Source organism: Patescibacteria group bacterium (assembly GCA_041665585.1).
Classification (GTDB): Bacteria; Patescibacteriota; Gracilibacteria; order JAHISY01; family JAHISY01; genus JAHISY01.
Genome location: JBAYIN010000005.1, coordinates 1 through 24,068 on the forward strand (window position 1 = coordinate 1; position 24,068 = coordinate 24,068).

24 protein-coding genes and 1 tRNA gene are annotated in these 24,068 nt (G+C 49.2%); 13 read left to right on the forward strand and 12 right to left on the reverse strand.

Features of this window, described 5'->3' with window-relative positions; genetic code table 11:
* The first annotated feature begins 250 nt into the window (after window positions 1-250).
* Genes WCV72_03700 through WCV72_03715 form a run of 4 tightly spaced genes read left to right on the forward strand, consistent with a single transcriptional unit; the run spans window position 251 to window position 3,781 of the window.
* A complete protein-coding gene (locus tag WCV72_03700) occupies window positions 251-601 on the forward strand; it encodes a hypothetical protein (protein MFA6458462.1) in 351 nt (116 codons plus the stop codon).
* A gap of 43 nt (window positions 602-644) precedes the next feature.
* Window positions 645-3,164 (forward strand): type IV secretion system DNA-binding domain-containing protein, encoded by a 2,520-nt coding sequence (locus WCV72_03705; protein MFA6458463.1) that lies wholly within the window; start codon window positions 645-647, stop codon window positions 3,162-3,164.
* Between the two features lie 51 nt (window positions 3,165-3,215).
* Window positions 3,216-3,551 (forward strand): hypothetical protein, encoded by a 336-nt coding sequence (locus tag WCV72_03710; GenBank protein MFA6458464.1) that lies wholly within the window; start codon window positions 3,216-3,218, stop codon window positions 3,549-3,551.
* Window positions 3,545-3,781, forward strand: coding sequence for a hypothetical protein (locus tag WCV72_03715; GenBank protein ID MFA6458465.1), 237 nt, complete (start codon window positions 3,545-3,547; stop codon window positions 3,779-3,781). The genes WCV72_03710 and WCV72_03715 overlap by 7 nt, the downstream gene beginning before the upstream one ends.
* Here the strand turns inward: WCV72_03715 and WCV72_03720 are convergent, their stop codons facing one another.
* Together WCV72_03720 and WCV72_03725 are read right to left on the reverse strand one after the other, a co-directional pair.
* The gene (locus tag WCV72_03720) at window positions 3,782-4,591 is read right to left on the reverse strand and encodes an MBL fold metallo-hydrolase (GenBank protein MFA6458466.1); all 810 of its coding nucleotides are present in this window, start codon (window positions 4,589-4,591) and stop codon (window positions 3,782-3,784) included.
* 48 nt (window positions 4,592-4,639) lie between these two features.
* A complete protein-coding gene (locus tag WCV72_03725; GenBank protein MFA6458467.1) occupies window positions 4,640-5,191 on the reverse strand; it encodes a lytic transglycosylase domain-containing protein in 552 nt (183 codons plus the stop codon).
* A 356-nt stretch (window positions 5,192-5,547) separates the two neighbouring features.
* Here WCV72_03725 and WCV72_03730 point away from each other — a divergent pair.
* From WCV72_03730 to WCV72_03740, 3 genes are all read left to right on the forward strand, one after another.
* Window positions 5,548-5,624, forward strand: a tRNA-Ile gene (locus WCV72_03730).
* 14 nt (window positions 5,625-5,638) lie between these two features.
* Entirely contained in the window at window positions 5,639-6,844 is a 1,206-nt protein-coding gene (trpB, locus tag WCV72_03735; GenBank protein MFA6458468.1) for a tryptophan synthase subunit beta, read from the forward strand.
* A 32-nt stretch (window positions 6,845-6,876) separates the two neighbouring features.
* Window positions 6,877-9,009 carry a bifunctional (p)ppGpp synthetase/guanosine-3',5'-bis(diphosphate) 3'-pyrophosphohydrolase gene (locus WCV72_03740; protein ID MFA6458469.1) on the forward strand — a complete coding sequence of 711 codons (2,133 nt, stop codon included), beginning with the start codon at window positions 6,877-6,879 and terminating at the stop codon, window positions 9,007-9,009.
* Here WCV72_03740 and lgt read toward each other — a convergent pair.
* Window positions 8,987-9,760 (reverse strand): prolipoprotein diacylglyceryl transferase, encoded by a 774-nt coding sequence (gene lgt / locus WCV72_03745; protein MFA6458470.1) that lies wholly within the window; start codon window positions 9,758-9,760, stop codon window positions 8,987-8,989. The genes WCV72_03740 and lgt overlap by 23 nt on opposite strands.
* Window positions 9,757-10,437 (reverse strand): DNA repair protein RecO, encoded by a 681-nt coding sequence (recO, locus tag WCV72_03750; protein ID MFA6458471.1) that lies wholly within the window; start codon window positions 10,435-10,437, stop codon window positions 9,757-9,759. The genes lgt and recO overlap by 4 nt, the downstream gene beginning before the upstream one ends.
* A 153-nt stretch (window positions 10,438-10,590) precedes the next feature.
* Between recO and leuS the strand changes: the two genes are divergently transcribed.
* The 3 genes from leuS (at window position 10,591) to WCV72_03765 (ending at window position 14,987) form a co-directional block, all read left to right on the forward strand.
* Window positions 10,591-13,599 carry a leucine--tRNA ligase gene (gene leuS / locus WCV72_03755; protein ID MFA6458472.1) on the forward strand — a complete coding sequence of 1,003 codons (3,009 nt, stop codon included), beginning with the start codon at window positions 10,591-10,593 and terminating at the stop codon, window positions 13,597-13,599.
* Window positions 13,596-13,946 carry a metallopeptidase family protein gene (locus tag WCV72_03760; GenBank protein ID MFA6458473.1) on the forward strand — a complete coding sequence of 117 codons (351 nt, stop codon included), beginning with the start codon at window positions 13,596-13,598 and terminating at the stop codon, window positions 13,944-13,946. The genes leuS and WCV72_03760 overlap by 4 nt, the downstream gene beginning before the upstream one ends.
* Before the next feature lie 108 nt (window positions 13,947-14,054).
* Window positions 14,055-14,987: a hypothetical protein gene (locus WCV72_03765; GenBank protein ID MFA6458474.1), complete on the forward strand. Its 933-nt coding sequence runs from the start codon at window positions 14,055-14,057 to the stop codon at window positions 14,985-14,987.
* Between the two features lie 169 nt (window positions 14,988-15,156).
* Here the strand turns inward: WCV72_03765 and WCV72_03770 are convergent, their stop codons facing one another.
* The 7 genes from WCV72_03770 to WCV72_03800 all read right to left on the reverse strand — a co-directional run bounded on the left by WCV72_03770 (window position 15,157) and on the right by WCV72_03800 (window position 20,860).
* Window positions 15,157-17,793: a DUF87 domain-containing protein gene (locus tag WCV72_03770; protein MFA6458475.1), complete on the reverse strand. Its 2,637-nt coding sequence runs from the start codon at window positions 17,791-17,793 to the stop codon at window positions 15,157-15,159.
* 43 nt (window positions 17,794-17,836) lie between these two features.
* Window positions 17,837-18,130 (reverse strand): hypothetical protein, encoded by a 294-nt coding sequence (locus tag WCV72_03775; GenBank protein MFA6458476.1) that lies wholly within the window; start codon window positions 18,128-18,130, stop codon window positions 17,837-17,839.
* Between the two features lie 54 nt (window positions 18,131-18,184).
* Window positions 18,185-18,847, reverse strand: coding sequence for a 16S rRNA (cytidine(1402)-2'-O)-methyltransferase (gene rsmI / locus WCV72_03780; GenBank protein MFA6458477.1), 663 nt, complete (start codon window positions 18,845-18,847; stop codon window positions 18,185-18,187).
* Between the two features lie 144 nt (window positions 18,848-18,991).
* On the reverse strand, window positions 18,992-19,255 hold the full coding sequence (locus WCV72_03785) for a PGPGW domain-containing protein (protein MFA6458478.1): 264 nt from the start codon (window positions 19,253-19,255) through the stop codon (window positions 18,992-18,994).
* On the reverse strand, window positions 19,252-19,587 hold the full coding sequence (locus WCV72_03790) for a hypothetical protein (protein ID MFA6458479.1): 336 nt from the start codon (window positions 19,585-19,587) through the stop codon (window positions 19,252-19,254). Before WCV72_03790 ends, WCV72_03785 begins: the two co-directional genes overlap by 4 nt.
* A 22-nt stretch (window positions 19,588-19,609) precedes the next feature.
* Window positions 19,610-19,888 carry a hypothetical protein gene (locus WCV72_03795; protein ID MFA6458480.1) on the reverse strand — a complete coding sequence of 93 codons (279 nt, stop codon included), beginning with the start codon at window positions 19,886-19,888 and terminating at the stop codon, window positions 19,610-19,612.
* 3 nt (window positions 19,889-19,891) lie between these two features.
* Window positions 19,892-20,860, reverse strand: coding sequence for a mechanosensitive ion channel family protein (locus tag WCV72_03800; GenBank protein MFA6458481.1), 969 nt, complete (start codon window positions 20,858-20,860; stop codon window positions 19,892-19,894).
* Window positions 20,861-21,175: 315 nt separating this feature from the next.
* Between WCV72_03800 and WCV72_03805 the strand changes: the two genes are divergently transcribed.
* The 3 genes from WCV72_03805 to trpA are packed head-to-tail and all read left to right on the forward strand — an operon-like array spanning window position 21,176 to window position 23,309.
* Window positions 21,176-21,631, forward strand: coding sequence for a dTDP-4-dehydrorhamnose 3,5-epimerase family protein (locus WCV72_03805; protein ID MFA6458482.1), 456 nt, complete (start codon window positions 21,176-21,178; stop codon window positions 21,629-21,631).
* Entirely contained in the window at window positions 21,628-22,584 is a 957-nt protein-coding gene (gene rfbB / locus WCV72_03810) for a dTDP-glucose 4,6-dehydratase (protein MFA6458483.1), read from the forward strand. Before WCV72_03805 ends, rfbB begins: the two co-directional genes overlap by 4 nt.
* Window positions 22,585-22,586: 2 nt before the next feature.
* On the forward strand, window positions 22,587-23,309 hold the full coding sequence (gene trpA, locus WCV72_03815) for a tryptophan synthase subunit alpha (protein MFA6458484.1): 723 nt from the start codon (window positions 22,587-22,589) through the stop codon (window positions 23,307-23,309).
* Here trpA and lepB read toward each other — a convergent pair.
* A complete protein-coding gene (gene lepB, locus WCV72_03820) occupies window positions 23,306-24,001 on the reverse strand; it encodes a signal peptidase I (protein ID MFA6458485.1) in 696 nt (231 codons plus the stop codon). The genes trpA and lepB overlap by 4 nt on opposite strands.
* Window positions 24,002-24,068: the final 67 nt, after the last annotated feature.

Below are 24,068 nucleotides of genomic sequence, written 5' to 3' on the forward strand. Positions count from 1 at the left end.
AATCCGCGTTCGCGTTCCGCCAAGCTACGCGCCGCGGAAAAAAGATCATAAGGATTATAAAGAGCTTTAAAGAGCAGTAAAGATAAAGAATCACAAATCCTTATAATCCCTAAAGCTCCTTAATATCCTTATAATCCTTCAAATAAAAGAGCAGTAAAGAATCAAATCCTTATCATCCTCAAAGCTCCTTAAGATCCTTATCATCTTCCAAATAATCCTCAAAGCTCCTCATAATCCTCATCATCCTTCCTTGAACCTAATTCTCTCCAATTCGCGTGAAGCTCGTCCCGGCATAAGGCGGCGCACGCTGTCGAACCGCGTCGAAGTTGGTACATTTTCACTGATGGTCGTCTCGGTGCTGCTCGCGCTGGCAGTCTCGCTGATTTACCTCGCACACGCGAATCGCACAGCGACGCGCGGCTACATTCTCAAGAAGCTCGAGATTGAAAAGAATGATTTGCGCACGCAGTCGGAGATCTGGGAACAAAAAGTCAGCGAGGCGAAATCACTGAGCGCACTCGAGGCGTCCGGTGTTTTGTCCAAAATGGTCGATGTCGAAAAGCCGATTTATCTCCAAGCCAAAGCGGTCGCGGCTGATTGAAAAAAATCTAATTTTATGCTATAATTTAAAACAAAAAAACTGAATGACTGCTTCCACATTTTTTAATTTCGTCATTTTTTACGGCGGACTCGCCGCTGCGGTATTCATCGCGCTTTGGTTTACTTCGCTTATTTTGACGCGCTGGATGAATTTTCGCCGCTCGCTGGAGCTGGTTTTTCTGCGCGTCTTGATTCCCAAAAAAGATTCGAAAGACGATCAGGGTCATGATTCCGAGCACGAGCAATTCGGCAGCAGCAAGGAATTCCGCAAAATTACCGGAATCATGGTGCATTTTCTCGAAAATATGCAGACGCTTTTTTCGCGGAAATTGCGCAATCGCTTCCTCGGTCAAAACTTTTTTTCGCTCGAATACGCGATGCTGGACGGCGAACTCAATTTTTTCGTCGTCGTGCCACACTCAGTACGCGAGCTGATTGAAAAGCAAATCACCGGTTTTTACAAAGACGCGGTGATTGACCAAGTCCCCGATTACAACATTTTCAAACAAGGCAACAAAAGCGCCGGAACTTATTTGATTCTCAATAAGTCTTACGCTGAGCCGCTGCTCACTTTCCAAAAGCTCGAAAGCGAGACAATCAATCCAATCATCAACGCCTTTTCGAAAATCACACTCGAAGAGGGCGCGGCTTTTCAGCTCATGCTGCGACCGGTGCGCGCGGGCTGGCGTCAAAAATGCCGCAAGCTGGCGGACGAGCTTTTCACGCGCAAAAAACGAGGCTTCAATATTCCGCTCATTGGTTGGCTCTTTAATTTTATCGTTGTCATCGTGCGTGGTCCAGAGCATCTGACTGGTGGCAAAGACGACGGCATCAAAGCGCAGGTGACGCAAAATGTCCAAGACATGGTCAAACTCATCGCTGACAAATCCGAGCATGTCGGCTTCGATGCGATCATCCGCATCGTCGCGAGTGCGCCGAGCCTGCCGCGTGTGAAGTCGATTTTGCGCTCGATTCGTGCCAGCTGTGAGCAATTCAACGCGCCATCCCACAATTCGCTTTATTTCACGGAATACCATTCCAGCCGCAAAATCATCGAATCATTCATCTTCCGCAATTTCAAACGCGGCGCCATCGCCTGGTGGAAAATGCTCAAACGCGGTGAGACGGCGATGATTCTCGGTGCGGAAGAAATCGCGTCGATTTATCATTTCCCAGACATTCGCTACAACCCCAGCACGATCGTAAAGTGGCAGGATTTCAAAGTCGAGCCGGCACCGCAAAACATTCCGAAAGAAGGTCTGCTGCTCGGTCACAACACTTACCGTGGGACGAAAAGAGACATTCGTATTCAGCGCGATGACCGTCGGCGTCATTTTTATGTCATTGGAAAATCCGGTACTGGTAAATCGACTTTGCTCGAGACGATGATTCGGCAGGATCTGCAAAATGGTGAAGGTGTCTGCGTCGTCGATCCACACGGTGATCTCGTCGAGGCGATGCTGCCTTACATTCCCCGCTCGCGTGCGGACGATGTGATTTATTTCAATCCGGGCGATCTCGAGCGACCGATGGGTCTCAATATCCTCGAAGGCAAAACTCCGGACGAGCGCGAATTCATGGCGCAAGAGGCCCTTTCGATTTTTATCAAAATGTTCGGCGAGGAAATCATGGGTCCGCGGCTGCAGCATTATTTCCGCAACGGCTGTCTCACGCTGATGGAAGACGAAGAAGAGGGCGCGACTTTGATTGACCTCACGCGGCTTTTCACTGACGACGCGTGGCAAAGATACAAAGTCAGCAAAGTGAAGAATCCCGTCGTGCGTTCATTTTGGACGAAGGAAATGGCGGCTTCGGGTGCCCGCGAAAAACAAGAAATCATTCCTTACTTCAATTCCAAATTTGGTCCTTTCATCACCAATGGCTTGATTCGCAATGTCATCGGACAGACGAAATCAGCGTTCAATCTGCGCGAAGCGATGGATCAGGGCAAAATCATTCTCTGCAATCTCTCGAAAGGTAAGACGGGCGAGCTGAATTCCCAGCTGCTCGGTTCGATTCTCGTTGCCAAAATTCAGCAAGCGGCGATGTCGCGCGTCGACATTCCGGAAAAAGAACGCCGCGATTTTTACCTCTATGTCGATGAGTTCCAAAATTTCGTCACGGACTCATTCGCCTCGATTCTCTCCGAAGCCCGCAAATACCGCCTGAATTTGATTGTCGCGCATCAGTACATTTCGCAAATCACCAAGTCGCAAGGCGGCGGCAAAGGCAAACACGAAGACACCGAGATTCGCGATGCTGTGTTCGGCAATGTCGGCTCGATGCTCTGCTTCAAGATCGGCGCGGCGGATGCGGAGACGATGGCGAAAGAATTCGCACCGGTTTTCAGCCAGCAGGACTTGATCAATATCGCCAACTACAAAGCTTGTATTAAGCTCAATATCAATAACGCGACGAGCCGTGGCTTCACGCTCGAGACGATTTACGACCCGACTGGTCGTGATGACGAAGCAGCGGAGGCGATTCGCCAACTTTCCAGATTGAAATTCGGACGCGACCGCGAATTCGTCGAGACGGAGATCTTCAAGCGGATTACGACCTAAGAATTGATTTGGAAACCGAAAAACATTAAAATTTAGCCATTAAAGTATTTTATGAAAAAATTTAAAAACACTTATCGCAAGGGAATTTTAACTTTTATCTCCTACAAAACGAAAGAAAATACTTTTGTAGCTGCTTGTGAGGAGTTGTGTGTTTTAGTTGAAGAAAAAGATGCGGAATTAGCGAAACTTAAAGCGATGGCTCAAACAAAGTCTTATCTCGAAAATGTGGTTAAACAAAAACTCGGGCAGCATCTTCTTAACCAGTCGCTTCCAAGGGAAATTAAAAAAGAGTTTTTAGATTTCTTAAAGAAAGAAAAAGCGGAAAGGTGGGAAAGTTCGATTGAAAGAGTAATAAAAGAAAACGGCAATAAACTCTGTGCTTGTTGAAAATGAATTTATCTCTCAAAAATTGGAAGCCAAAAGAAGTGATTCAGTTTTTGATGGCAAATGGTTTTGTCCAAATTAAAATTAAAAAAAGCGGAGACCATAAATGTTTTTTCAATAAAAATACAGGGGCTTATACAGAAATAGACATGGGTAAGAAATCATTTTCCGCCAGGGAAATGCTTACACTCTCGAAGCAATCAAAAATACTTCGTGCTTTTTGGAAGAAGTAATTAGTTTTTCTGTGTCCACTTCTTCCCATCGGAGCTGAATTTAATTGAGCTGACTTTTGAAGTTTCTAAAATTTCGGCATTCGGCAATTTCGCCAAAACTTCAGGACTCGGATGACCGAAGGTGTTGTCCGCGCTGGCTGAGACGATGGCGATCTCGGGTGCGACGGCTGCGAGAAATTCTGCCGAGCTGGAATTCCGCGAGCCGTGGTGACCGAGCTTCAGAATCTCAGCGTGCAAGTCGGGCGTATTTTGGATTAGCAATTTTTCCGAAGCGGCATCGAGGTCACCTGTCATGACTGCCGCTGTCTCGCCGAAAATTAATCGCGTCGCGATTGAGGTCGTGTTTGTGTCTTCGATATATTTTCCCGCCAAAATTTCTGTGGGCCATAAAAGATCGAGTCGCACTCCCCCGCCAAGCTCGAGGTCAGTCGCGGCATCACCGAGGATGACGGGAATTTTTTGGCGCGTGATTTCGCGCAAAATCGCCGTGTACCAATCGGTCTCATGCTGCACGCCAGTCAGCATAATTCGCTTGATTTTGTAGCGTTTCAGCAACTCCACCATGCCGGCGATGTGGTCGGTGTCGGGATGCGTGAGGATAGCGAGATCGATTCCGCGCTCCCAAAAATTTAGCTCGGCGGCGAGTGGCGCGAGGATTGCGCCCGCCGGACCAGCGTCGATCAGAATTTTTTCATTCGTTGGCGTGCGAATCAAAATCGCGTCGCCCTGACCGACGGCGAGGAAAGTGAGTTCGAGTGTGCCACTTCGGGCATGTGCAAAAGTAAAAACGAAAATGGCGGCGATAGCCACGGAGATTGCGCAGAAATTTCGGACAAAATTTTTCAGCACTCGTTTATTCTAGCTTTTTGACTCGAGTTCGGCTTTGGCGATCTGAAATCTTTTGAGATAATCGGCGGCGCCTTTTGGGAGTTTGTTCGTGCGAAGATATTTTTGAAGTGCGCCTTCACCACAATTATATGCAATTAAAGCATTTTTTCGGCTGCCATATTTCTCGACTAAATCGGCGAGGTGCTGAACTCCGCCTTCGATATTTTGCTTCGCATCACGCGGATTTTCGACACCCAATTCTTCAGCTTTGTCCGGCATCAGCTGCATCACGCCGATGGCACCTTTTCCCGACTTAGCATTTGGGTCGAATCCCGATTCTATTTTGGCAACGGTTAAAGCAAGGCATGGGTTGATGTCTTCTTTTTTACTGGCTTTGAAAATCATTTTAATGATGGCTGATTCACTAATCGGCTCGACGACTTTGGTTTTCGGTATTGGTTTTTTTCTTTCCGGTCTTATGATCTTCGGAGTTTTATTTTCAGCAAAAACAGCTTGCACCTCAGCTCGAAAACTGCGCGACGGTGGTTGCTCTAGCGCGGCTGGAGTCGCGTGAGTGAGCATTAGTGTGGTGAAGACAACCAGGCGTCCTGCAGCGCGTAACTTTTCGTACGCGCGGACACACGGGGAAACTGGCTCTCGCAATGAATGGGATGAGGGCATAATGGCGGTAATTATAAATACTAATACGCAAAAAGCAAGTTTTTTAATTCAGCTTTTCAATTCTGGCAAAGTTCTCTAAAATCGCTCGGCTCTCGGGTCACGAAGTGACCCCGTTGGGGCGAGTAGAGCCAAAGGCTAGGCTTCGCCTCTCAGTTGGTTAGAGCCTGCCTACCGGCAGGCAGGCGTCCCGATGGACATCGGGAAGGTCGGAGTTTCCTTAGTCATCGTTCTCAAGGTAAAAAAGTCATTCAAATTTCGGGCGAGTAGCTCAGCTGGTTAGAGCGCAACACTGATAATGTTGAGGTCGGAGGTTCAAGTCCTCCCTCGCCCACCACTAATTTCATTCCTATGAATAAATTCGACATCAATCCGGATCCGACCGGGAATTTTGGTAATTACGGTGGACAGGTTTTGCCACCAGCGATTGCCACGATCATGAATGAAATCGACGCGGAATATGAAAAAATCAACGCCGATCCGGAATTCTTGGCTGAAATGGATTCGCTGCGTCGGGACTTCATCGGTCGACCGAGTCCGATTTATTTCTGCAAGAAGCTGAGCGCGAAGCTCGGCGGTGCGCGGATTTTCCTCAAGCGCGAAGATCTCAATCACACCGGTGCGCACAAAATCAACCACTGCATCGGTGAAGCCTTGCTCGCGAAGAAAATGGGTAAGACGAAAATTATTGCCGAGACGGGCGCAGGTCAGCACGGTGTCGCGCTCGCGACGGCGGCGGCTTTGGTCGGATTGCCTTGCGAGATTTTCATGGGCGAAGTCGACATCGCGAAACAAGCGCCGAATGTGACACGCATGAAAATTCTCGGTGCGAAAGTCGTGCCGGTCAGCCGCGGACTCAAGACACTGAAAGAAGCCGTCGATGCCGCGCTCGAACATTTTCTCTCCGACCCGCAAAACATTTTTTACGCGATCGGTTCGGTCGTTGGGCCGCACCCTTTCCCCAAGATGGTGCGTGATTTCCAACGCGTCGTCGGCGAGGAAGCGCGCGAACAATTCCAAAAAGCGCAGGGTAAATTGCCGAATAAAGTGATTGCCTGTGTCGGTGGTGGTTCGAATGCGATTGGGATTTTCTCCGCTTTTCTCGAAGATGCCGCAGTCGAAATCATCGGCGTCGAGCCGGCTGGTCGCGGACTCAAGGTCGGTGACCACGCTGCGACACTTACCTTCGGTTCGCCGGGAAATATTCACGGTATGCACACTTACCTGCTGCAGGACGCTGCGGGCGAGCCGAGTCCGGTTTATTCCATCGCGAGTGGGCTCGACTATCCAGGCATCGGACCGCAGCATTCTTTCCTCAAGGATTCCGGACGCGTGCAATACGCGACGGCGACAGACGACGAAGTGCTCGTGGCTTTCCGTGAATTGTCGCAGGTCGAGGGAATCATCCCGGCGCTGGAATCAGCACACGCGCTCGCCTACGCTTTCAAGATCGCGCCGCAAAATGCCGGTCAAGATTTCCTCATCAATCTCTCCGGTCGTGGCGACAAAGACATTGATTTCGTAGTCGAGAAAGTCGGCGAAAAGTTTTTTGAGTAAAAAAGCGTTCAGTTTTTCGCTAAAATACTCGGGTGGACGCTGCGCTCAAAAAAATTATCGAGCAAGTGAAAAGTTTCGCACCGGCGGCAGATTTCGCGAAGATTGAGCTAGCTTATGATTTCGCGAAAAAAGCGCATGCTGGTCAGAAGCGTTTTTCGGGCGAACCGTATTTCGTGCACCCGGTCGCGGCGACGCTCAATTTACTGACGCTGCATCCCGACGACGACACAATTATTGCCTGTCTTTTGCACGATGTGATTGAGGATACCGAGACTGATTTATCAGCGATTGAAGAAAAATTTGGACAGACTGTCGCGGGTCTCTGTCTCGATATGGAAAAACTTGGCACGGTGCGTTATCAAGGCCAGGAACGGCAGATTGAGAATCTACGCAAGATGTTTGTCGCGATGGCGCGAGACATTCGCGTCATTTTCATCAAGCTCGCCGATCGGCTGCACAACATGGAGACGCTCGAGCATGTGCGTCCGGACAAGCAAAAACGCATCGCGAAAGAAACTCTGGAGGTTTACGCACCGATTGCCGCTCGACTCGGTTTATTCGAATTCAAGGCGCGGCTGGAAGATCTCGCGTTCAAAACTTTGCATCCGGAGGAATTCGCCAAAATTCAAAAGTCACTCGCCGGCAGCGCGATCGGTCGCAAAAATTTCATCGAGACAACTAAAAAAAAGCTGCAAACGATTCTCGCGGAAGCGGGCATCACAGCGGAAGTGACCGGTCGGACGAAACACCTTTACTCGATTTGGCGCAAACTCGAGCTCAAGCATTACGCTTCGATTGACGAGATTTACGATTTATTTGCGCTACGAGTCATCGTCGATTCGACCGAAAAATGTTACGCCGCGCTCGGCACGATTCACAACCACTTCACGCCGCTCTCGAATCGTTTCAAAGATTTCATTGCCGTGCCGAAACCAAACGGTTACCAGTCGCTGCATACGACGGTCATCGGGCTCAATCGTGATTCGCCGACCGAGATTCAGATTCGGACGCACGCGATGCATGAGCAGGCGGAGCGCGGTGCGGCGGCGCATTTCGTTTATTCCGAGAGGAAGCAGTCAGTCACTGCCGAAGAGTCGAAATTAAAGTGGATTCGCGGCTTGGTCGAATTGCATGAGTCGATGCAGGATAATTCGGAATTTATTTCCTCGCTGTCGAACGACATTTTCGAAGACCGAATTTTCGTGCTCACACCGCGCGGCGATGTCTTCGATTTACCAGCGGGCGCGACGCCGATTGATTTTGCTTATGTGGTGCACACCGAGATTGGTCACCACTGCATCGGCGCGAAGATTGGCGGCAAAATTGCGAAGCTCGATGCGGAATTAAAAAATGGCGAAGTCGTCGAAATCATCACCAGGAAAGATGCGAAGCCGAATCGCTTCTGGCTCTCTTTCGCCAAGACCACTTCTGCGAAATCCAAAATTCGCGCTTATTTCGCCTCACTCGGTCGTAATGAAAATGTCACGCTCGGCAAGGATTTAATCAATAAAAAACTGGCGCGTCTCGGCAAGGCGCAGCTTGATGCCGATTTTTCGATTCTCAAAAATTACAAGAAGCAGAATTTATCCAAGAGGGATCGCGAAGCTTTACTCGAGCGGATTGGCAATGGCAGCGTTTCGTCATCAGCGGTCGTGAAAGATTTGCTCGAGCTGGACGAATTTGCCGTGAAGAAATCCCAGAAAAAGCCGGTGGCGTCATTGCAAGCCGAGCACAAGGAGGACGATGTTTTGATCGAAGGTGTCAGCGGTATCGCGACGAAATTGGCGAAATGCTGCACACCGAAAATTGGCGACGAAATCGTGGCAGTGATGAGCCGCGCGGGCGCGACGATTCACCGTAAGGATTGCAAACAAATCGTGCGTACCGCCGAAGAGCGCAAATTGCGCGCGCAGTTCGCGAGCGATGTGAAATCCCATCTCGTCAAAATCGAAGTCACTGCCAAAAATCGGGTTGGTATGCTGCATGACATCGCCGGAGCGATTGCGGAGATGCAGGTCAATATCGCCGATTTGAGTCTCAAAACCAGCGACAAACACGAAATCATTCACGAGCTCACGATCGAAGTCGAGAACCTCGATCAGCTCGAAAAATTACTCGGTCAGCTCGAGCAAATTAGTGGAATCACGTGCGCCGTTCGGATTTGAGCAGCAGCCAAATTATGCCGCTGACGCCGATGAAAAAAAGCGGCAGCGAGTAGATCGCACCTTTTGGCAGACCGAAAATAAATCCGTCCAGCGGCTCACGCCAAAAAATTTCGACGAGCGTGCGACCGAGTCCGTAAAAAGTCAGAAACGCGAAACTCAGAATTCCCTGGCGCGGCTTCGTCCGAAAAATTAAAAGCAGTAATCCGGCAATGCCGAGATTTTTGGCTGCCTCGAAAAGCTGGCTCGGAAAGCGTGGAGTCGCATCAAAGCTTGGGAAAATCACGCCCCAATCGCCGCCCGTCGGCCGCCCGACGAGCTCACCATTGACGAAATTTCCCAGCCGACCGAAAGCGATTCCGACCGCGGCGAGAATCACGACGATGTCCGAAATTTCAAAAAAACTTTTTTGCCATTTGTGTGCGAGCCAGAAAATCGCGACGAGTACGCCGACCAGTCCGCCGTGAAAGCTCATACCGCCATGCCAGATTTCGAAAAGCTCGGGCGATAAAAATTGCGCCGGTTTGTAAAGCAAAAAATAGCCGATGCGTCCGCCCAAAATTACACCCAAAATCATGCCGAAAAGCAGATCATCAATTTGTTTCGCCGAAAAACTGACTAGCTTCTTTTTCACCAAAAGCTTGAGCCAAAAAAATCCGAGTAGAAAAGCGATTAAATAAAAGACTCCGTACCAGCGAATTTGTATGAAGCCGAGGCTGAGTGCAATCGGATTGAGATTGTCTGTCCAAATCATGCGCCGATTTTATCCCAATTTCGAGTCGCCGAGTCGACACGCGAGTTTTTTTCCGCTGCGTTTTCCGAAATTTCGAGCAAGGATTTTTCCGCGGCGGTGAAAATTGCCGCGTCGGTTTCGAGTCGCAGAATTGTCGCTAAGTCGTTTTCGAGCAAGAAACGGAAGAACTTTTTTTCGCGGACGGCTTGATTTTCATCAATCGCGAAGAAGCCGAGAATCGCCAGAACCTTGGCAAAAAAGGCGATTTTGATTAGCTGGAGTTTAGACTTAGTTACAGAGTTAACCTCCGAGATATCTCGGGGGTTAACAATTGGCAGAAGTGTGACGAAGTCTTGGAAGATTTGGTAAATGCGCGGCAGCGCTTTTTCCGGTGGCGCGAGATTCAGAATCAATTCACTCGCGGCGAAAGCGGCGCGCAGTACGGAGAGACTTTTCGACTCGAAGGCAGAGATCGGACTGGCGTCGGTCAGCAAAAAAAGCTCGCCGCTGCGGCGGTGCAGCCGCAAATTCGTCTCGCCGAAAAGCTCGAGGCTGCCGCCTTTGCGCGATTTGGTTTTTTTGACGCCTTTCGCGAGGACCGAGATTATTCCGAAGTCTCGAGAGAAGATTCGTAAAATCCGATCAGCCTCACCGAAATTTTGCTTTTTCAAAACGAAGCCGGCAGTTTTGAATTCCAAGTGTTAATAGCTAAGGATTAAGAAATAAGGATTAAGAATTAAGGATTAAGAAGTAAGTTTTTATGGTGTGCGAAGCGTTTTAATTTTAAGCTAAAATCAGCTTCAAGCGAGCTTACTAACTTATAACTTATTCCTTACTAACTTAATCCTTTAATGACTTTCGATCATTCTGAGTTTGAGCCGAAATGGCAAAAGCAATGGGACGATGCCAAACTTTTCGCAGCGGCTGATGCCTCCGCCAAAGAAAAATTTTATGTCCTGGTCGAATTCCCCTATCCGAGCGGCGACGGTCTGCATGTCGGTCATTGCCGGAGCTACACCGCGCTTGACATCGTCGCGCGTCAGGCTCGCATGTCCGGCAAAAATGTTCTTTTCCCAATTGGCTTCGACGCTTTCGGTTTGCCGACGGAAAATTTCGCGATCAAAAATAAAATTCATCCGCGCACAGCGACAGACAAAAACATTGCGAATTTCACCAGACAACTCAAATCAATAGGTTTCAGCTTCGACTGGGAGCGCGTCGTCGATACGACCGATCCGCAGTATTACAAATGGACGCAGTGGATTTTTCTCAAATTTCTCGAAGCCGGACTCGCCTACCAAGCCAAGATTCCGATTAATTGGTGCGTCGATTGCAAGATTGGTTTGGCGAATGAGGAAGTCGTCGACGGGAAATGTGAGCGCTGCGGCGGCAAGATTGAACGCCGCGTGAAACAGCAGTGGATGCTCGCGATTACGAAATACGCGCAGCAATTACTCGATGGGCTTGAGACGGTCGATTTTTTGCCGCGAATCAAAGCGCAACAGCAAAATTGGATTGGGCGCAGCGAGGGCGCGGAAGTCGATTTCGCGATTAGTGGACTGACGCGCGGCGAAGCGAACAGGGACTTTCATCCAAGCGGAGCAAATGACTGCGAAGGTTTGTTTCTCCTGACCTGGAACACTGTCGCAGCAAACGGCGACGAGGAAAATGATTCCGAACAAAAAAACTTTACTCCGGGAGAAAAATTAATTGATTCCTCAGAGAAAGCGCGGGCGATTTTAGATGCGCTCGCCGAAGCGGAAGATGCTGCGAAAGATGGCTTCAAAATCTTAGAGGCAGTAGTCGCAGAAAATCATGTGCATGCCGTGGTTTGGATTAGCGAGGAGAGCGGTGGAATCGGAGTAGTCGTGAAAAATTTAAAAGGCATAAGTTCGCGCAGGTTTTGGCAACAAAATCCTCCTCCGCCGCCTCCTCCTCTTAACACCGCGGTATCCACTCCTCCTAACACCACCGTTAACGGTGGTGTTAAAAAAGACAAAAATGATAAATCTCAATTTAATCATCTTTGGCGGCACGGCTACCACTTCTCGCTACTCGCAAAACATGCGAGTTATGAGAACGCGATGAATTACATCGCTAGCCACAAACAGAAATCTAAACTGGCGAGATTTTTTTCCGAGTTGCCGCTCGCAATCCGCGTCTTCACGACGCGACCGGACACTTTGTTTGGCGCGACTTACACCGTGCTCTCTCCCGAGCATGCTTTGCTCGCGAAACTCAAACCGCAGATTCAGAATTGGGCAGAAGTTCAGAAATATATTTCCGCGGCCGCAGCGAAATCCGACCTCGAGCGCACCGAATTAGCGAAAGAAAAGACCGGCGTGAAGCTCGCTGGTGTCGCCGCGATCAATCCGGTGAGTGGTGAGGAAATCCCGATTTTCGTAGCGGATTATGTTTTGGCTTCGTATGGCACGGGCGCGATCATGGCTGTCCCTGCTCACGACGAGCGCGATTTCGAGTTTGCGACGAAGTTTGAAATTGAGATTCGCGAGGTCGTGCAATCAGTCGAGGCTGTTAACCCCCGAGTTAACTCGGGGGTTAAACCGACCGAAAAATGTTTTGCTGGTGATGGAGTTGCTATCAATTCTGGCGAGTTCGACGGACTTCCGACTGCAGAATTTAAAAAGAAAATCGTCGCTTTCCTCGAAGAAAAAGGTGTCGGCAAAAGGGCGATTAATTTCAAGCTGCGCGATTGGGTTTTTAGTCGCCAGCGTTATTGGGGCGAGCCGATTCCGGTCGTGCATTGTGAGAAGTGCGGAATCGTTCCGCTGAATTTGAAAGATTTGCCACTCGAGCTGCCACCAGTCGAAAAATACGAGCCGACCGAGACGGGCGAATCCCCGCTTGCGGCGATTACTGATTGGGTGCAGACGACTTGTCCGAAGTGTGGTGGTGCGGCACGGCGCGAGACGGACACGATGCCGAATTGGGCTGGTTCGAGCTGGTACTTCTTGCGTTACATCGATCCGCGCAACGACCAAGCTTTTGCCGATCCGGCGAAATTGAAATACTGGCTACCGGTCGATCTTTATAACGGCGGCATGGAACACACCGTTTTGCATCTTTTGTATTCGCGCTTTTGGCACAAATTTCTTTTTGATCAGAAACTCGTCCCGACGCCTGAGCCTTACGCACGGCGTATTTCGCACGGCATGATTCTCGGACCGGACGGCGAAAAAATGTCGAAGTCGCGCGGCAATGTGATCAATCCGGACGAGATTGTGCGGAAATTTGGCGCGGACACGCTGCGACTTTACGAGATGTTCATCGGACCATTCGACCAGGCGGCGAGCTGGAGTGAGGGCGGCGTCGCGGGCGTGCGCAAATTCCTCGAGAAAGTTTGGCGGCTTTTCGAGAAGCTCACCAATTCCGTAAATCCCGAGCTCGAGAAATCACTGCATAAAACGATTAAAAAAGTTTCGCAAGATATCACTGGTCGCCACTTCAATACGGCGGTTTCGAGCTTGATGATTTTCGTGAATGAAGCGACGCAGGTCGGTTTGCCGCAGAATCTCGGCGAAGATTTACTTCGGATGCTTGCGCCTTTCGCGCCGCATTTGACTGAGGAAATCTGGGCGAAATTGGGGCACACGACTTCGATTCATCTCGAAAAATGGCCGAGCTTCGATCCGGCTTTGGCGAAGGACGAGACGATTACGCTCGCGATTTCGGTCAATGGCAAACTGCGCGATACGATTTCTGTCGCGGCAGAGATTGGCAAAGACGAGGCGTTGGCTCTGGCGAAGCAGTCAGAGAAGATTCAGAAATGGCTCGACGGTAAGGAAATTAGCAAAGAAATTTTCGTGCCGGGTAAGATGATTAATTTCGTCATCGGATGAAAACAGCGGAGGCAGTCGTGCTCGTCGAGAAGCTGGTTGACGACGAACTGGCGCGTCTGCGCCGCAAAAATTTTCCTGAGCTAGATTCAGTGAGTGTACGAGTCGAAATCGTCGATCCGGAAGACCCCGAAAAATACGGCGAATTCCTCGGTGTGCCGCTTGCGGAATATTCCGTCTTCGACTCGGGCGTGCTCGGCAATGAGATTGTGGTTTTCGCGCGTCCGCTCGTCGCGGACTTCGGCTCGGGTGCGGAACTAGAAAAACAGGTGCGGATTACCTTGCTCCACGAATTCGGTCACGCGCTCGGGATGAGCGAGGCGGAGGTGGAGCGGAGAGGGTTGGAATAAGCAAAGAAATCTTCGCGCTAGGAAGATGATTAATTTTTGTTATATAATCTATTTACTTCTCTAGTGGTATTCAAGAGGGCGTAGGGGAAATAATATGTCTCCTTAATAATGGATAAAAAAATAATTAAACAAGCGGATGGTGATGCTGGTGCGAGATTTGCGTCCGCTATTATAGGGATAGCTGCTTGTGCACAGGTTTCTAATGCGACCCTTAATCAAGAGAGTAATAAGGTAGATATCAGCTTAACTTTCCCAAGTACTTTTCAGGAAAAGAAGCTTTTGAGCATACAGGCGCAAATTAAAACTGGACAGTCGTATCAAACAATTAATCACGATAAAGATACTTTCACATTAAAGGTTGATCGTGAAACAAAAAATACTTTTGCTGCACCTGGCAGCCCTGGAATAATAGTCTATGTGTCTTCTCGCCCTGTTGAGAAAATTTTTTGGCACTCGGTTGATCCCAGACGACCATTCAAGGGAAAAATCAAAATTAATCGTATGCAATTTGTAAGACCTTCTATAAGATACGATCTTACAAGGTTATGTCTGTATTCTGCTTTTAATAACCGCTTGCCAAGACAAACTGTCAGCATAATAGATGACGATAAAATTTTATATAATGCGAAAAAATCTTATAACCAACTTAAAACAGAGTCATTCTTCAATCCCCTGCTTGGGAATGTGGCTGTAACAAGGTTCGCATGGAGACATGTAACCAGAAGATCAAAGACACTGAAGCGAGTAATCTCCACCATTAAGGTAACACCGTATTTAAAAGCTTTTATTGATAAGCATCCTACTCGGTATGTATGTGACAAAATAACCATAAAAAAGAGAAGGCGAATCACCTATGAAACTAGGTATTTACTCTTTTGGTATGCGGACGCTCTTATGATTGCAGGTAGGTCAAATTCATTACTTTTGAGGATGAAAGAGGACATTTCGTACCCAAGCGATTGGGCAAAATATGGAGTAAGCGAAAGAGACATTAAACAAAAAGTAACTTTGGCGAGCTGGTGGCATAAAGAAAATAAATAACGTGCATACCTCGGGATTTCGTACTGACGCTTTTGTATGAAGCGCAAAGCTTTTTACAGTCGCGTCATCTTACCGAAATTGGTGAGATATACACGTTATTCGTGGATTAGTCTAAAATTTTTGTGTAAAAAATACAACAAAAGATGTGAGGACTAAAAATTTTCACTCCCTATCTTTTTCCTTTCTCAATCTTCTTCACCTCTCCTCGCTCCTCCACCTCACTCCAGCGCGTGATTTTTTCCTCGACCTCGGCGCGTGGACGCGCGTATCTTTCGCGAGAAAATTTAATCACTTTTTCGCGCCGACCCGGTTCGATATTGCCGCCGAGTGGCGCCAGCGTCGCTGCGGAAAATGGCTGGCTCGGCATGCCGTCGATCAGGAGTTTGGTGTAGAGATTGTATTTCGGCAGCTGCACGAGATCGTTTGGCAGGGCGATTTCGCTGAATTGCTGCGAGATGTATTCCGCATCGTCGAAGCCGACCTGAAATGCGAGGAGCGAGCCGACATTGCCGAAGACGGCATCGCTGACTTCCTCGGGCATTTGCGCGATGTACTGATTCGCCATCGTGAGATTCAGCCGATATTTACGCGCCTCGGAGAGAATCGTCGCGAAAGCGTCCGTCGCGAAATTCTGAAATTCATCGACATACAGGTAAAAATCAACGCGCTCTTTTTCCGGAATATTGGAGCGGCTCATCGCGTCGAGCTGAAATTTCGTAATAATCATCGAGCCGAGCAAGCTCGAATTGTCCTCGCCAATTTTGCCTTTCGAGAGATTGCAGACGAAGATTTTTTTCCGGTCCATCGCGAAACGCAGGTCGATCATCGACTTCGGTTGGCCGACGATGTTGCGGATGATGGAGGACGAGAGGAATTGTCCGACCTTATTCTGAATCGGCGCAATCGCTTCTGTGCGTTGGCGTTCCTGCATTTTTTCAAATTCGTCCGCCCAGAATTTTTTTACGATTGGGTCGGAAATCTGGCGCACGACTTTTTTCCGAAATTTGTCATCGACGAGCATGCGCGGAATGCCGAGCATCGTCATACCCGGACTTTCGAGCAGGGAGAGAATCGTGTTGCGCAGGATGTGTTCGAGGCGCGGTCCCCAACTCTCAGCGTAGAGTTTCTTGAAAATGCCGACCAAGCCCGATGCGACGACTGAGCTCATCGCTGGATCGATATTTTCGAGCATATTGAAAGCGACTGGAAAATCGCGATCGGACGGATCGAAGACGATGACATCATTCGTGCGGTCCGCGGGAATATTGTCGAGAATCGTGTCGGCGAGGTCGCCGTGTGGATCGACGACCGCGACGCCTTTGCCTGCGCGGATGTCGGAAATAATCATGTTTTCAAGCAGAGTCGATTTACCCATGCCGGTCTTTCCGATGATGTAGACATGGCGGCGGCGATCTTCCTGGCGAATGCCGAAGAGTTTGTCGGCGCCGCGATAATTCGTCTTGCCGAGCGTCGTCACTTCCCGCTCGCGCGCCGGATCAGGCAGGTCGAGTGGCGGTTCGAGCTTCTTCGAATTCACCCAAAAAATGTTGGGCGTCTTCACCTCGAGATTCGGCAAATGGAAAACCGTCGCCAGCTCCTCAGTATTCAGCACGAAAGAATCTTCGAGCGCGCGTTCACGGAAACGGCGCAAAATTTCCTGACCACCGATTTGTCCGATTTCGAAGCCATTCAAATGCGGCTGATTGAATTGGCGAAAGGCACCGGATAGCTCCCGGACTTTGACTCGCGCGGTCGCGCGGTCCGGCAGCGTCGGCACGAAAAGTACGCGAATCGCGACATCGAAAGGCAGCTTCACGACTTTGTCCATCACAGCGTCATGCGCCGACTCGCGGTCGTGGCTCGCACTCGAGAGCTCGTCCAGGACATCACCGCTGCTCATCTCGCTGGAAAATTGAATTTTCGAGCCAGCCATGAGCCCCTGGAAAAAGAAGAGAATATAAAACGGAAAGAAGATGATGCGCGGCCAGAGTGCGCGCGTCATGAAAGCGTGGGCGTAGATTTTTTGCAGGCGGTCGATGCCGAAGAAAATATTTTTGCCGAGGATGCGGGCGCACTTCGTCGCGCGGATGCGCCACCAATTTTGCAGCGGGCGCGCTACGATTTGCACCGCGGCGAGATCATTCGCACCGGGCAATTTCATCAAAGCCGAAGTGATACTCGCGAGCGGATCGACGGCAGTGCGCGTGATTTTGTCTTCGAATTGGGAATGGCGCTTGATCGGGTAAATGTCCGGGTCGGTTAGGCGCAGCTCCGCGCCGAGCGCGTGGGCGAAAGGATCGAGCGGTTCGAATTTTGTGTCGCTCGGACCGAGATTAGCTTCGACCGCCGCCAAACTTTTGGACTCGGACACTTCGGGTAATTCATCGGGTTGGCGAATTTCCACTTTAGGTGGCGCGAGATAATCGGCGACTTCCTCAATCTCGATGTCAGGATATTGTGCGTAAATTTGACCCTCGACGAAATTGCGCAGCTGCCGTGGCGCGTGCACGAAAAATTTGATTTGACCTTCGACGCTCGCGATTTCGAAGGCGAAATTTTCGACGGTGACGCCGCGCAGCTTCTCAAAAAGCGAAATCCGGTGGTCGATGCCGTGCAGTACAGCGAACATTTGCTCGGCGACAATCGGCAATTTTTCATTCAAGCGCGAGACGCGAATCGAGAGCAGGACATTTTTTTGCGCTCGGCGAAAACGCGCTTGCTGGAAGATGAAGAAAATTTTCCCGGCGAAAAACAGCACGATAATTCCAGCCAGAATTATCGCGATTTGGAGAAAAGTTTCTACCATTTTGTTTCAAAAATCTCGCTTATTTTGCCCGAAAAAATGCAGACTAGCTAATTTCTCGTTGTTCATAATCTAACTCTTTAATTCTTTTCCTGACTAGTTCTGCGATTTCTCGATATTCCTCAGACAGAGCTTGGAGACCTTTTTTAATTTCTGGATGTTTATAGTCGTCCGGGTTAAAAAGCAAAAGAGAGTCTTCAATATCTTTTAAATAGTCTCTCAAATATCCGATGTCAGAAAATTCTGCTCCGACGGAATCAAGGATGTTGCCATGAGAATACCAGGCTGAATTAATCTCTGCTCCCCCAGCCGAATCAGCGGATTTAACTAGCGTTGGCAAATTACTCATTTTAAAAAATATCAAGGATTGATTCTAGTCTTTCAGTCTATTTTTTCAAGCGCCGAGTAGAATTGTGAATTCTCCGCGGATTGGTTTGGATTGCAAAAATTCGCTGGCTTCGGTCAGATTGCCGCGAAAAAATTCTTCGTGAATTTTGGTCAGCTCGCGGGCGAATACGACCGACCGTGCGCCGCCCAAGATTTCCGCCATTTGGGAAATGGTTTTCTGGATGCGGTGCGGTGATTCGTAAAAAATAATCGTTTCGCTTCGGTCGCGCAGACTTTCAATCAATTTCGCGCGACCTTTTTTCAAAGGTAAAAAACCGAGAAAAATGAACTTGTCCATGCGCAGTCCGCTGGCGGAGAGCGCGGCGATGGCGGCGCAGGCACCCGGAATCGGCACGACTTCGATTTTCTCCTCGATGGCTTTTCGAATCAGCGCGAAACCTGGATCGGAGATGCCTGGCGTGCCCGCTTCGGAAATCAGCGCGACGGATTTGCCGGCTTTCAATTCTGTCAAAATTTTCTCAAGCTCGCGCTCGCTCGAGTGCGCGTGAAACGCGACGAGTTTCGCGTGAATGTCGAATTTGCTAAATAATTTCAGTGCGGTGCGCGTGTCTTCCGCGGCGACGATGTCAGCTTTTTGCAAAGTTTCAATCGCGCGCAAAGTGATGTCTCCTAGATTACCGATCGGTGTGGCGACAATAAAAAGGCTCATTTTAAGAATTAAGTTGGTAAGGAGTGGTTTGGTAAGTTAGTAAGGAATAAGCTGATTTTAGCTTAAAACTAAAACGCTCCGCACACCATAAAAACTTACTTCTTATTCCTTAATCCTTACTTCTTACTTCTTACTTCTTACTTCTTACTTCTTACTTCTTTTCGGCCTTTTAAAATTTTTGCGTTTTACGGTGCGCTTGAATCTCCAAGAAAAGAGCCAGGTTTTGACACGCTTCCAGACTTTGCCGAGATGCCAGATGAGTCGGCGGCCGTGTTGCGGTGAAATCAAAAAAATTCCGCCGACAATCGCGAGTATTCCTTGGCCGGGGGTGACGAGCATCACGACACCGAGCAAAATCAGTATCACGCCGCCGGTGATTTCGAGAAAGCGTTGGATTTGCTTCTTCATTTTTTACTAACCGTAATGGCGGGTGCGGTGGCGTAATACGGCTCCAAATTAGCCACTTTTTTAAATTTCAAATCAGTTTTGCGTCGCGCTGATAGTTCGCAATGCGTGAGTAATTTGACCGCGTTCCCGACGAGACAAGCTGTCCGCACAGCGGTGAAATTCCCCGGACCGATGATGACGGCGAGCTCGTCTTCAGCTTGGATTTTTAAGCTCACGAGCTTTTGGATTAAGCGTGCGCCGCAATCTCGGCGTGCGTGGGTGAATTGCAAAATTCGTCCGTCGACTTCGAGCGTCGTGAATTCGGCGTGGGTGGGATCGAGCAAAATTTTCACGCGTCGAATTTTACCTTAAAAATCAGCGTTTAGTCGTGATTTTACCGCGTGAATTTTTGCGCAGCTTCGTGAGTAATTTTTTGTGCTTAGTCTTTTGGACGATGAGTGCACAGCGGTGGAGCGCGCCGACGAGATCGCCCATTTCACCAATCAACATTTCGTCGCCTTCATCTTCGAAACGCGCGAGCAGATTTTGCGCCGTCGCAATCAGATTGGAATCGCCGCTGGTGCGAATTTTGCGACAGACAAAATGCGCTTTTTCGTGATTGCTCTCGTCCGGAATTAGCTTGAAGAAACGCATTATTTAGGAATTTTGGGGAGTCGGTGTGAAAACTTTTTGTGATTCGGTTTTTTTGGTATTTTTGACAGCTTCGATGACTTCCAGTTTCTCGAGCAAATGGGAATCTCGCGCGAGCAAGTCCGAGCTGGCTTCATCGACGCGGAGTGTCTGAATCGGATACGGAATGTCGAAGCCGGCAGAAGTCAAAGCTTCGAGAATGTCGCGCGTCAGTTCGGATTTCACCACCCACCATTTCACTTTGCTCTCTGTCCAGTAGCGAGCGGTCAGATTCACAGCACTGTCGCCCAAATTATTTACCAGGACGACGACGGCTGGTTCGGGTTGCACGCTCGTATTTGCGCGAATGGTTTTTTCCATCACGGCACAGGCATCGCGCAGATTGCTGCCGTAGCCGACGCTCATCGTGATTTCGTGTCGGCGGATTGGATTGCGCGTGTAGCATTTCACGACGGAGTCAATCATTTGGGAATTCGGAATTGTGATTTCGCTGCCATCTCCTGCTCGGATTGAGGTAGCGCGGGATTGGATATCGACGATGCGACCAGAGGTCGCAGAAGCTCCGCTCGAGTCTGGATTGACGATGACAAAATCGCCCAAATTAAATTTATTATTCGAAAGCAAGACTACGCCCGCAAAAAAATTCGCGATGAAGCTCTGGAGCGCGAAAGCGACGCCGAGACCGACTCCGCCCGAAAACCACTCCAGCGGCGCGCCCATGATAATCAAAGCAACCGTGATTCCGACCGCAAGTGTGATTGTGAAGGTCATGCGACCATAGAGCACGCGGACTTCTTCGTGACCTTCGCCCTGTCGTGCGCGAATGACCCGTTGCACCCAGGATCGTAAAAAAGTCGCGAGAAAAAAAGTCAGGACGAACATGACAATCCCGACAACAATGTTCGAGACCATGGGCGGAACGACAGTAGTCGTTTCTTTTGTGGCGGCGTAGGCGACTGGTATTAAAAAACTCATAGTTTATTTTTGTTTTGAAATTAGGACAGTTTATCACTTTTGAAAGCTAAAATCAAGCCTGCTGAGCCAGCATGAAACACATAACATGAGGGTCATTGGTTATTGGTCATTTGGTCCAGAGGGTCACTGAGTCACTGAGTCATTAAGTTTTGTGCCAGTTCGAATTTGTAATTCGAACCACATATTTGAGTTAACAAAAAAATGAACGGCTCATTTATGAATTTGAACTTGCGGGGGGTCTTAAATTTTCTTTGCAAAATTTTTCGGGCTTCAGTATTTTTGAGTTTCGAGATTCTGGTTGCTAAAATCAAGCAAATGATTAGCGGTGTGCAAATTTTCGAAATTAAGAAAAACGCGGATGATCGTGGTTTTCTCGCGGAAGTTTGGCGCGCTTCAGAGTCGCAGGGCTTCACGCCGCGACAAATGAATTTCACCGTCGCCCATCCTGGCGTAATCAAGGCTTTTCATTTTCACAAAAAACAATCCGATTTGTGGTTCTGCACTAGCGGTAATCTCGAAGCCGTCCTTTTCGACCGGCGCAAAAATTCGCCCACTTTCGGGCAAACCCAAAAAATTGTTTTGGGCGAGCACCATTCAGCCGCGGTTTTGATCCCGCCGGAAGTCGCGCACGGTTACCGCGTTTTAGGCGAAAAAGCAGCCGGACTGATTTATCTCGTGGATCAAGAATATGATGCTAAGAATCCTGACGAAGGTCGGATTGCTCACGATGATCCGGAGATTGGATTCGACTGGGTAACTAAAGCGCGATGAAACTACTCGTTACCGGCGGTTGCGGATTCATCGGTTCGCATTTTTTGCGGCAAATTTTAGCCGAGACTGATTTTCGCGTGGTGAATCTCGACGCGTTGACTTACGCTGGTCGGGCGGAAAACTGTGCGGATTTCGCTGACAATGCGAATTACGAATTCGTGCGCGGCTCAATCACCGACAAAAAATTAGTTGAGGAAATTATTACGCAGTGTGACGCTGTCGTGAATTTCGCGGCGGAATCGCATGTCGATAATTCCATCGCTCACCCCGAGATTTTCGTCGAGACAAATGTGCTCGGTACGCAGATTTTGCTCGATGCGGCGCGTAAATTTAAGCTGCAGAAATTCGTTCAAATTTCGACGGATGAAGTTTACGGCGATTTGCCGCTTGATTCGACCGAGCGTTTTACCGAGCATTCCGAGCTGAAACCAAGTTCGCCTTACTCTGCGTCGAAGGCGGCGGCGGATATGCTCTGCTTGGCAGCGCACCGGACTTTCGGTCAGCCAATAGTGATTTCGCGCTGCTCGAATAACTACGGCACGCACCAGCTCGCGGAAAAACTCATGCCACTGACGATTTCCCGCGCATTAAAAAACGAACGCATTCCGATTTACGGCGACGGCAAAAATGTACGCGACTGGATTCATGTCGCTGATCACGCTGCGGCGATTCGCCTGATTCTGGAAAAAGGCCGAGTCGGCGAGATTTACAATGTCGGCGCGTCAAACGAAGTCGCGAATTTGGACTTGGTCAAAATGCTGCTCAAAATTCTCGGTAAGTCCGAGGATTTGCTCGAATTCGTCGCTGACCGCCCTGGACACGACCGGCGTTACGCGATTGATTCGACTAAAATTCAGACAGAATTAAATTGGCGACCGACGCACACTGACTTTGCAAAAGAATTAGTGGAAGTTGTCGAGTGGCACAAGAAAATTTTAAATTTTAAATTTTAAATTTGAAATTAGCTACCCATACCGTCGTCGGCTTCCCGGATCTCGCGACTTCGCTCAAAATTGCCGAAATTCTCGCGGCGCATTCTGCGATTGTCGAGCTGCAAATTCCGTTTTCTGATCCGGTCGCGGACGGTCCGACGATCACTGCGGCGAATGCAGTCGCGCTCGGGCAAAAAGTCACGCCGCCCAAATGTTTCGCTTTCGCGGCGCAACTTAGTAAAAAATTTCCTGCGACGGATTTTTTCCTGATGACCTATTTCAACACGATTCTGCATTTCGGTCTGGAAAAATTTGCGGTCGCGGCGCGCCAAGCGGGCGTGCGCGGTTTCGTCGTCCCAGATTTGCCGGTCGAAGAAGCGGGCGAATTGCTCGCGATTTGCCGAGAAAATAAGCTTGATTTGATTTTCGTCGTCGCACCAAATACGCCTGACGAACGACTGAAATTGATTGCGCAAAAATCGACGGGCTGGATTTACGCGACAGCGCGGCTCGGTATCACCGGCTCGGCGACTGAATTCGGCAAGGATTTGACGAAATTTCTCACGCGGATTCGGCAGTTTTCCCAGGCGGAAATCGGCGTCGGCTTTGGCGTGAAATCAAAATCCGATTTACAAAAAATTCAAAAAGCGGGCGGCCAAATCGGCATCGTCGGCAGTGAGCTTTTCCGGCAATTTGCAAAAGGCGGAGTCAAGCAATTAGAACAATTCTTGAAAAGTTTGCGCTAATTTTTCAATGGGTCGTTCAGGAGTCGTGCATTCAGGAAGGTGAAATGTTGTGAGCCATTTTCCTGCCAGAAACGCGCGAAGGCGACGAAAGCGCGACCTTCGATTCCATCATGCATGAGGAAGCGGTCGTTTTCACTGGTGCAGCTTGATTCGAAGCAGGCGCGTGAGTCGCGACTACCGAGCCGGTTGTCCCCCATCACGAAATAATCGTCGGCGGGAACCTTGATATCGATGGTTTCAGCTTTGGCGGCGGCATCACAAAAATTCGTGAGGCAGGTGTTGCCGTAATTTTGTGGCGCGAGAAAACTCTCGTCGAGCTTCTCGAATTCACCGGAGCCTTCGTCAATCCAGACGAACCCTTCGGAAAAACGCAGCGTCTCACCCGGTAAGCCAACCACGCGCTTGATGAGATAATTTTCCGAGTGTGGCGGTTTGAAAACGACGATGTCGTTGCGTTTGTATTCTTGACCGAATAAATAAGGGGTTTTCCAAACGATGATGAATTCTCCGCTCAAAACATTGGGTGTCATCGACTGCTGTTCGACCCGAAACGGCGCGAAGAAAAAGGGCTTGATGACGAGCAGGACGATGGCGAAAATCACAATAACATCCGAAACGAAATCAACCAGCGCGGCCGCGAGCGGCGATAGTTTCTTGTTTTGCGGAAGTTTCATTTCGCGGAAAATTCTCATTGCATTTTTGCGGGCGGATTATACCGGAAAGTTTTTGCTTTCCAGTTTGCTTTTTTACGAGAATTAT

Coding starts and splice junctions, on each gene's coding strand:
- lgt (MFA6458470.1), bottom strand. CDS start 9,760: ATGATTTGGACAGACAATCTCAATCCGATTGCACTCAGCCTCGGCTTC.
- leuS (MFA6458472.1), top strand. CDS start 10,591: ATGACTTTCGATCATTCTGAGTTTGAGCCGAAATGGCAAAAGCAATGG.
- WCV72_03805 (MFA6458482.1), top strand. CDS start 21,176: ATGATTAGCGGTGTGCAAATTTTCGAAATTAAGAAAAACGCGGATGAT.
- WCV72_03710 (MFA6458464.1), top strand. CDS start 3,216: ATGAAAAAATTTAAAAACACTTATCGCAAGGGAATTTTAACTTTTATC.
- WCV72_03725 (MFA6458467.1), bottom strand. CDS start 5,191: ATGCTCACTCACGCGACTCCAGCCGCGCTAGAGCAACCACCGTCGCGC.
- lepB (MFA6458485.1), bottom strand. CDS start 24,001: ATGAGAATTTTCCGCGAAATGAAACTTCCGCAAAACAAGAAACTATCG.
- WCV72_03795 (MFA6458480.1), bottom strand. CDS start 19,888: ATGCGTTTCTTCAAGCTAATTCCGGACGAGAGCAATCACGAAAAAGCG.
- rsmI (MFA6458477.1), bottom strand. CDS start 18,847: ATGAGCCTTTTTATTGTCGCCACACCGATCGGTAATCTAGGAGACATC.
- WCV72_03760 (MFA6458473.1), top strand. CDS start 13,596: ATGAAAACAGCGGAGGCAGTCGTGCTCGTCGAGAAGCTGGTTGACGAC.
- WCV72_03800 (MFA6458481.1), bottom strand. CDS start 20,860: ATGAGTTTTTTAATACCAGTCGCCTACGCCGCCACAAAAGAAACGACT.
- WCV72_03785 (MFA6458478.1), bottom strand. CDS start 19,255: ATGAAGAAGCAAATCCAACGCTTTCTCGAAATCACCGGCGGCGTGATA.
- rfbB (MFA6458483.1), top strand. CDS start 21,628: ATGAAACTACTCGTTACCGGCGGTTGCGGATTCATCGGTTCGCATTTT.
- WCV72_03765 (MFA6458474.1), top strand. CDS start 14,055: ATGGATAAAAAAATAATTAAACAAGCGGATGGTGATGCTGGTGCGAGA.
- WCV72_03770 (MFA6458475.1), bottom strand. CDS start 17,793: ATGGTAGAAACTTTTCTCCAAATCGCGATAATTCTGGCTGGAATTATC.
- trpB (MFA6458468.1), top strand. CDS start 5,639: ATGAATAAATTCGACATCAATCCGGATCCGACCGGGAATTTTGGTAAT.
- WCV72_03705 (MFA6458463.1), top strand. CDS start 645: ATGACTGCTTCCACATTTTTTAATTTCGTCATTTTTTACGGCGGACTC.